Origin of the sequence: Streptomyces sp., assembly GCF_031181705.1 — a bacterium.
GTDB lineage: Bacteria > Actinomycetota > Actinomycetes > Streptomycetales > Streptomycetaceae > Streptomyces.
On sequence record NZ_JAPSKN010000129.1, the window covers coordinates 8,019 to 15,798 of the forward strand.

The window sequence follows — 7,780 nt, forward strand, 5'->3', positions numbered from 1 at the left end:
GGGGGGCCGGGGCGATGACCGCCGTCAGAACAGCCCCTTGTACCCCTGCCACCCGGTCGCGATCTTCGTGCGGCCGCCGAAGGTGCCCTTGCCGTTGCCGTTGTTGCGCCAGGCGTTGCCCGAGGAGTCGCGGGAGACCAGGTCGGCCCGGCCGTCGCCGGTGAGGTCGCCGACGCCCACGACCGTGTCGTAGGACGCGCCCCAGTCGTCGAACACCTTCACCCGGGCCTTGAAACCGCCCGCGCCCGTGCCGTCGTAGCGCCACAGCTCGTTCGACCTGTCCTGCGCGAGCAGGTCGCCGTGGCCGTCGCCGTTGAGGTCGCCGGCGCCCAGGACCTTCTTGTAGCCCGTCCACTTGGACGCGATCTTCACCCGCGTGGCGAGCTTCCCCGTGCTCGTCGCCTTGTAGAGGTACACGTCCCCGGTCGTGGCCTGGCGGGCGATCAGGTCCGCGCGCCCGTCACCGCTGACGTCGCCCGGCGAGGTCAGCACGTCGTACTGGGTCCAGCCGGACGTGCCCAGCGAGGTGTACGCGGTCGACGGGGTCACCGCCTTGCCGCACCCCGGCCGGTAGGCGCGCAGCGCCCCGCCGGCGAACCGCACCAGCACGTCGTTGCACCGGTCCCCGTCGAGGTCGCCGAACGGCACCGCCTTCACCGTCGTCGGCCAGCCCGAGCCCGTCGTCTTCCCGGTGAACACCCCGGTCCCGGTGCCGTACTGGTACGTCAGCCCGCCCGAGCCGTTGAGCGTCAGCAGCTCGCCGAAGCCGTCCGAGCCGGTGAAGTCGCGCCACGCCGGCGCCGCGCCGGTCACCTTGACCGTGCCCGTCCTGGTCAGCGCCGCGCCCCGCCCGTCGGCGGGGGTGACGGTCAGCGTCCAGGTGTAGGCGCCGTTGGGCACCAGCCGTCCGGCGCCGTCCTTGCCGTTCCACGCCGGGGCCACCACACCGCGCGCCTGACCGCCCGAGAGGGTGCGCACGGCCCTGCCGGTGGCCTTGCTGCCGATCACCAGCTGCCAGGAGGCCGCCGGCTTGTTCAGCCACCACTTCGGGGCCCACTGCGCCGCACCGCCCTTGACGTCCACCGAGGCGGCGACGGTGGCGTCCCGCTGCACGAGGGGCGAGACGGGGACGCCGCTGGGGGTCAGGCGGACGGAGTTGTCGGACCGCAGCTGCGCGATCACGCCGGTGTACGGGTCGACGTCCCAGGTGTGGTAGGCGTTGCCCTCGAACGCACCGGCGGTGCGCGTCACCGGCGTCCCGCCGCGCACGTCGATCACCTTGAGCTGCCCCTCGTCGGACAGCGCGACGAAGCCGTCACCGAGCTGCGCCTGCCCCCAGACGTCGCCGGAGACGAGCGTCGTCTTCTGCTTCGTGACGGTGTCGTAGACGCCCAGGCCCTCCGAGTTGAGCACGCAGTGCCACAGCAGCAGGTGGCCGACCGCCTGGAAGTTCTCCAGCAGGCACCCGCGCCCGAACGACACCGGCTCGCCCTCGCGCCCGGTCAGCAGGTCGACCGGGATCACGCCGCCGCTGCCGTACGACAGCCACGCCGTGGTGCCCCACAGCGCCTCCACCCGCTCCGTCGTCGCGTACACCGTGCGCCCGGAGTCGAGGTCGACGACCCGCGTCTGCCCCGCCTCGGCGCTGTCGTGGGAACCGGTCAGCGCGGCGAACCGGCCACTGGCGGCGGTCACCGGCTCGTACCTGCGGGAGCTGTCGATCCGGGTGCCGGGCAGCGACTGGGCGGGCCCGAGGAGGCGGGGCTGCGCGGCGGTGTCCTCGCCGTAGCCGGAGACGATCGTGCGGCCGTCACCGGTGTCGGCCAGGCGCGGGCCGGCATCGCCGTAGGGCACCAGGTCGAGGCGGCCACGCTTGGTGCGCGTGCCCGCCGTGGGGGAGCCGGTCACGCCGGTCTCCCGGGTGTGCAGATACGTCCACTCCCCGGCGGGGTCCTCCTCCACCGTGGTCAGCAGGCCCTGGGCGTAGGTCAGCCGGGAGACCGTGTGGGCGGCCCGCCGCGGGTTCGCGTCGGCGACCCGGCGCACGGTGACCCCGCCGCCCGCCGCCGCCTCGACGAGGGAGACGCCCCAGTGGTCCGGGTCGGCGCCGCCCGGCAGCAGCAGCCCGCCGTCCGGGGTCGGCATGGCCTGCCGCGACGTCCGGGCCAGGATCGTCCGGGGCGCCGAGCCGTCGAGCGGGACGGCGTCGGCCCGCCAGACGGGGAGGTGGGTGCTGCTGCGGCCGAAGGACGCGTCGTACCGGGACACGATGACGGAGTCGCCGACCAGGCCCAGCACCTGCCCGACATCGGCGAGCGGCATGGTCCGCGGTGTGCCGGTCAGGTTCGCGCGCGGGACGGTGAACAGGGTGCCGTTGTGCCACCACACCAGGTGGGTGGCGCTGAGCGCGACGAGGGAGTACCACGCCTTCACCTCGTACGGCAGCGTCGTCAGCCGCCCCTGCGCGAGGTCGAGCCAGCCGGTGAACTCGTCGTCACCGGTGCGGTACCGCACGATCTGCCCGTGCGCGTCGCCCAGCGACGAGTGCCACAGGTGGCTGCCGGAGGGCAGGCCCGTCACCGTGCGGTCGGCGACCGAGCCGTCGTCCCGCGGGTCCAGCAGATGCAGCACCGTGCTCGTGCCCGCGGTCCCCGTGGTCGTCACGACCGTCGACCCGAGGGTGCTGAAGTACGTGTGCCCGTCGGGCAGGGCGACCTCGCGGACCTCGCCGGAGGTCATGTCGCGCAGCGTGACGGTCCTGGCCGTCTGGTCGTAGCGGGCGACGACGTCCGTGCCCGCGCCGGAGGCCGTGGTGCCGTACGAGTCCCAGCCGGACGCGTCGACGACCGTGTCGGCTCCGTCGTAGCTCGTCCAGAGGTGACCGCGCCCCTGCTCGTAGCGGAGGAACCCGGAGGGTCCCGCGCTCAGCAGGCTCGTCCAGGGGACGGCGGCCGTGGTGGCCGGCACGATCACCTCTCCGGCGACCGTCTCACCGTGCGCGCTCCCGGCGGTGAGCGAGCCGAGACCGGCGGCGAGCGTGAGGGAAACGGCGACGGCGGTGGCGCCTCGAACGAGCGCGCGTCTGCCCATGCAGGACCTCTCCGGGGATGTAGGCATGGCGGGGGGGGGGCAGGCGTGTGCGCGCCGTAGCGCCGCAGGTCATGCGCCTGCGTCGCCGGCGTTTCGGACACCCCCCCAGGTGAGTGGCCGGATCGTAGCAGTTGTTCGGTTCATGATCGACTGCGGAAGCCGCGTGCTGTCCTCGTCGCTCCGTTGCGGCCGTTCCCGCCGTTCCGGCCACCCGGAGGCGGCCCTCCGATAGCATGTTCGATCTCATCAAACGATCAAAAACTGGAGCATCGCGGGTGTCTTCGCGGATGAGCGGCATGACTTCGTGGGGCGCCTGGCGCCACGGGCGCGCGGTGCTGTGGACCGCGGCGGGTGTGGTGGTGTGCGGGTTCCTCGTCGCCCTGGAGGCCGCCGCCCGCCACTACGGCGAACCGGGCCCGATCACCAACCAGCTGCAGGCCCTGGTCCTCGCCCCCAAGTCGGGCCCGCTCTACGGCGGTCTGGCGCTGATGATGGTGGTGCTGACCTGGCGGCAGCGGTTCCTCGCGGCCGGCGTGGCGCTCGGCACCGACACCGTCCTGGCGCTCGTCCGCTGGGCGGCAGGTGCCGAGATACCCGAAGGCGTCTCCTTCGGCACGGGCGCGCTGTGGGTGATGCTGGGCACCGCCGTCGTCGCCCTCACCCGCCGCACCGGCCCCGAACGCGTCCTGCTCCTCAAGGGCGTCGGCCTGGGCCTGCTGCTGGTGGCCGCCCGCAAGATCGGCGACACCTGGCTGTTCATCACGTCGAAGACCCGCCCGACCGTCCTCGACCAGTACGTGGCCACCGCCGACCACGCCCTGGGCGACCCGTCGTGGCTGGTGGGCCGGCTGCTCGACGCCACCGCCCCCGTGGGCCCGCACCTGCTGCAGCTCGTCTACGCGCAACTGGCCGTGGCCGCGGTCGTCGTCGCCTGTTACCAGCTGCGCAACGTCGTCACCGAGCGCCGCTTCCCGCGCCACCACCTGGTCCGCACGTTCCTGCTGATCGGCCTCCTCGGCCCGGGCGTCTACATGATCTTCCCGGTCGTCGGCCCGGTCTTCGCCTACGGCCCGGGCGCCTCCGGCACCGGCGGCGTGGAATGGGCGGTGGCCGACCTGTGGCCCCACACCCTGCCGCCGGTCACCACCCCGCTCCCCATGACCTACGACGGGATCACCCCGCGCAACTGCATGCCCAGCCTGCACACGGCCTGGGCCCTCGCCATCTACCTCCACACCCGCAGGGCCCCCCGGCTCCTCCGCTACGCGGGCACGTTCTGGCTGGCCGCGACCCTCACCGCGACCCTGGGCTTCGGCTACCACTACGGCGTGGACCTCATCGCCGGCGTGGTCTTCGCCCTCACGGTCGAGGGGGCCCTGCGCGCCGCCGACCGCGGCTGGGACCGCTCCGGCCTCCAGCTGGTCACCTACGGCACGACGATCTTCCTCGCGCTGCTCCTCTCGTACCGCTACCTGCCGATGGAGATGGCCCGGTACCCGGAGATATCCGGTCCGCTCCTCATCCTGGCGATGACGTCGGTGATCTACGGCTACATACGGACGACGAAACGCTGGGACCCGGCCCCCGCCCCCGCCCACCGCCCCGAACCCCAGCCGGAGCCGGTCTGAACGCCGCCGGGGCGCCGTGCGACGCCCGGACCGGTCACAGGGCCAGCACCGCGCGCACTCTGTTGCCGCCCCCGGCGACCCGGGCGATGTCGAGGCGCTGTGCCAGGCACCGCACCATGGCGAGGCCCCGCCCGCTCTCGCTCCACGTGGTCAGCGGCCGTACGTCAGGCCGCCCGGGGCTGCCGTCGTAGACCTCGACGGTCACCTGGGTCTCGGACACGTGCAGGCACAGGCGGCAACTGCCCCCGTGCCGCGTGGCGTTGGTGACCAGCTCCGAGACGATGAGGGCCGCGTCCCCGATGTGCTCGGCGTCGAGTCCCGTCGCCCGCAGGGCCGGCCGGGCCAGGAACTGCGCGGTCAACGTCCTTGCCCTGCGCGCCGACTGGGCCTCGTCCGGCAGGTGGTACTCGACTCGTGCGGAACGCCGATGGGTACGCCGATGCGTACGCATGGCGGATCACTTCCCCTCCTGGGTCACCCGACCACCCTGGCCGTGACCGCTCGCCCGGCCGCGGAACGTCCTGTCCGGCCGGGCCTGCCCCCTCGTGATGCCCCGGGCCTGTGATCGCCAACCGGAAACGGGTGAGGCGGTGTCCGGGCCACTGCCGCCGAAGGGTTCTCACCCGGAGCACGTGCACCTAGTCTTGCGGCAGTCCGCCGTGCACAGGTTCCGGTCCGGAACGCACGCCGTTCGGCAGCCCGGGGGCTGCCCGTGCCCGAGCCCGGGCAAGGACCGATTCGCCACCTTCGCGAGCAGCAGTTCTCGTCGCCCGCCGTGGGCGGCTTCCGTGCTCGCCTCCTCCCGCTTCCCCTCGTCGCGAGACCGGCACGGTCACCTCCCGCGTGCCGTCGCACGGTCCGATGCGGGGCTCACGGCTCCCGGTCGCGCACCCGATCAGGGGCATCGGCCGCGCGGGGAGCCTCGGACGGCCGCCGTCGCGCATCGGACGAGCGGCGGCGGCCGTCGGAAGGCGCGCGGCTGCGGCGCCGCGCCGCTCAGGTGCGCAGCAGCCGCCCGGTGATCTCCCGGTACTCCCGCAGGGCGACCCGGAGTTCGGCGGACCGGGCCTCGGTGTCCTGGTCCTGCCAGGCCGCGCGCAGGACGCGCCGCCGTTCCGCCAGGGCGTCGACCAGCGCCGCGGTCGCTTCGTCGAAAGCGCTCTCGGCCTCCGCCAGGGCCTCGCCGGGGGCGTCCGCGAAGGTGTTGACGGCATGTCCGAGGCGCTGGGCGATCCTGTCCCGTTCGGCGGGCGGGAGCAGCAGCTCCGGTCCCTGGGCGCGGCGTCCGGCGGCGCCCGGGGTCCGGTCGGCGGGTTGCTGGGCGCGTGTCTGGTCGTACATCGTCGTGTGCACCGTTTCCGTCGAGATGGGGGTCGCCGCCCGAAGACGCCCTCGGCCTTCCCGGCGGTCCTGCTTCGGGCTGCCGGAGACCCGGCCGGCCCTGCCCTTCACGGCCCTGCGCCCTGCTGCCAGTCAACGTCCGGCGATGATCCGTGTCAACGTGGTGCGGGCGCCGGCCGCCGGGATCCGTCGGATCCCCGTTCCCCCCGCCACACGGAGTAGCGTGGTGAGGGCACCCTCCGATCCCCTCCCAGGCTCCCCGGACACGCCGAACCTCGAAGACGGGCGGCTCATCATGGTCGACTCCGACACACCCCCTCGAACGCGCCCTGAGCCGAGTGCCGGCCCCTCCGGCGTGCGGCCGGGGAGCGCGCTGCTCCGGCTGGAGACGACCGAGTCGCGCGAGGGCGTCCTCGACGGGGCGTGGTGGCCGCGGTCCCGGGACATCGGTGCCGAGCTGCCCGCCCTGGTCAGGGCCCTCACCGCACACCTCGGTCCCGTCGTCCGCGTGGGGCTGGACACCGCGGCCTGGGAAGGGCTCCCGACGCGGATCGTCGTCGACGACCGCGTGGTGCACATCGACTCGTTCGCGGTCGGTGACGACACCGTGCTGATCACCAGGGCGGACGAGGACATCCTCTCGTTGCTGGTGGTCCCGCCGGACGCGACGCCCGAGGCCGCGCACGCCGCCATGGCCCAGGCGGTCCGAAGCGGCAACCTCACCGGGGCGGAACAGATCCTCCTCGACACCGGAGGGCCCGGGAGCGCGGTCCGGTGAGGGGCGCCCGCACCGCCACCGGCCGGTCCACCGTCAGGGGCGGGCGCTCAGCGCGGTGGTCATGAGCGGTCCGGCGTCCTCCTCGGCGGTGTCGGGCGGCACGACCAGAAGGTCCCAGCGGCCGTGGCCGGGGGAGAGCAGGATTATGGTGCCCGGGGCATGCCGTGCCGCGACCTGGCGCAGGCGCACGACCTTGTCGCACACGAGCATCCGGTCCGGTGCCGCCGACCAGGCCGCCCCGTTCACCGTGACGCCGGCGATGTGACCCCAGGCGCGCGGCAGCCCGGCGAGCAGCTGCGGCAGCTCCGCCGGCAGGTCGTAGGAGCGGGGCCACCACACACCGTCGAGCCGGCGCGGCAGCGGACTGTCGGGCGCGAGGCGCAGACGGAGGTGAGGGCCGGTGGGCGGTGACGGTGGTGCTGTGGTGGTCACGACGAGTCCTTCGGGCCGGTGAGGCGTCTGGTTCGGGCCGGGCGCGGCGGTCCCCGGCCGCTGAGCCGGTCGACGGGTACGGCGCGGCCGGGCGGTGGTGGTGCGGTCGCGTCCCCGCCGGTCAGCCGGCCGGACGCACGGGCTCGCCGCGCCAGGGGGAGACGGCCCCGGTGGTGAAGAACAGCAGTACGGCCCCGCGCGGGTCGGGTTCCGGCCGCGGGCCGGCGGCACGAAGGTCCCGCCCGGCGCCGGTCCCGCCGCCCGGGCGGAGGCGGGAGGGCCGAGGAGGGCGGACGGGAGGGGAGGACACCGGCGCCGAGGGGCGCGGCGGGGGAACGCTGACGGACTGGGGGGCCGAGGGCATCGTGCCGACCTGTCTCGGGAGACCTCGCGGTGCGGCGGGCCTTCCGGCGAGTGTGTCGCACCGAGGACGAGACCGGCGCGGAAGCCGGTGTGCGACATGCCCTCGGTTCGTCCACCGTACTCCGTTGCCCCGTTGGGGCCCGGCCGT

General features: G+C 74.2%; 6 protein-coding genes. 2 read left to right on the plus strand and 4 right to left on the minus strand.

Annotated elements, in window-relative coordinates; genetic code table 11:
* Nucleotides 1–24: 24 nt before the first annotated feature.
* A complete protein-coding gene (locus tag RIN80_RS21515; RefSeq protein WP_309097263.1) occupies nucleotides 25–3,090 on the minus strand; it encodes an FG-GAP-like repeat-containing protein in 3,066 nt (1,021 codons plus the stop codon).
* Nucleotides 3,091–3,386: 296 nt separating this feature from the next.
* Here RIN80_RS21515 and RIN80_RS21520 point away from each other — a divergent pair, with 296 nt between their 5' ends.
* A complete protein-coding gene (locus tag RIN80_RS21520; protein ID WP_309097267.1) occupies nucleotides 3,387–4,718 on the plus strand; it encodes a phosphatase PAP2 family protein in 1,332 nt (443 codons plus the stop codon).
* Between the two features lie 34 nt (nucleotides 4,719–4,752).
* On the opposite strand, the gene RIN80_RS21525 is transcribed toward RIN80_RS21520, so the two are convergent.
* Entirely contained in the window at nucleotides 4,753–5,079 is a 327-nt protein-coding gene (locus RIN80_RS21525) for an ATP-binding protein (protein ID WP_309097264.1), read from the minus strand.
* Nucleotides 5,080–5,714: 635 nt separating this feature from the next.
* Entirely contained in the window at nucleotides 5,715–6,059 is a 345-nt protein-coding gene (locus RIN80_RS21530; protein ID WP_309097265.1) for a hypothetical protein, read from the minus strand.
* 295 nt (nucleotides 6,060–6,354) lie between these two features.
* On the opposite strand from RIN80_RS21530, the gene RIN80_RS21535 reads away from it, so the two are divergent.
* On the plus strand, nucleotides 6,355–6,837 hold the full coding sequence (locus tag RIN80_RS21535; protein ID WP_309097268.1) for a DUF5994 family protein: 483 nt from the start codon (nucleotides 6,355–6,357) through the stop codon (nucleotides 6,835–6,837).
* 33 nt (nucleotides 6,838–6,870) lie between these two features.
* Here RIN80_RS21535 and RIN80_RS21540 read toward each other — a convergent pair whose 3' ends face one another.
* On the minus strand, nucleotides 6,871–7,269 hold the full coding sequence (locus RIN80_RS21540) for a DUF5994 family protein (RefSeq protein WP_309097266.1): 399 nt from the start codon (nucleotides 7,267–7,269) through the stop codon (nucleotides 6,871–6,873).
* Nucleotides 7,270–7,780 lie beyond the last annotated feature (511 nt).

Coding starts and splice junctions, on each gene's coding strand:
- RIN80_RS21520 (WP_309097267.1), top strand. CDS start 3,387: ATGACTTCGTGGGGCGCCTGGCGCCACGGGCGCGCGGTGCTGTGGACC.
- RIN80_RS21515 (WP_309097263.1), bottom strand. CDS start 3,090: ATGGGCAGACGCGCGCTCGTTCGAGGCGCCACCGCCGTCGCCGTTTCC.
- RIN80_RS21530 (WP_309097265.1), bottom strand. CDS start 6,059: ATGTACGACCAGACACGCGCCCAGCAACCCGCCGACCGGACCCCGGGC.
- RIN80_RS21535 (WP_309097268.1), top strand. CDS start 6,355: ATGGTCGACTCCGACACACCCCCTCGAACGCGCCCTGAGCCGAGTGCC.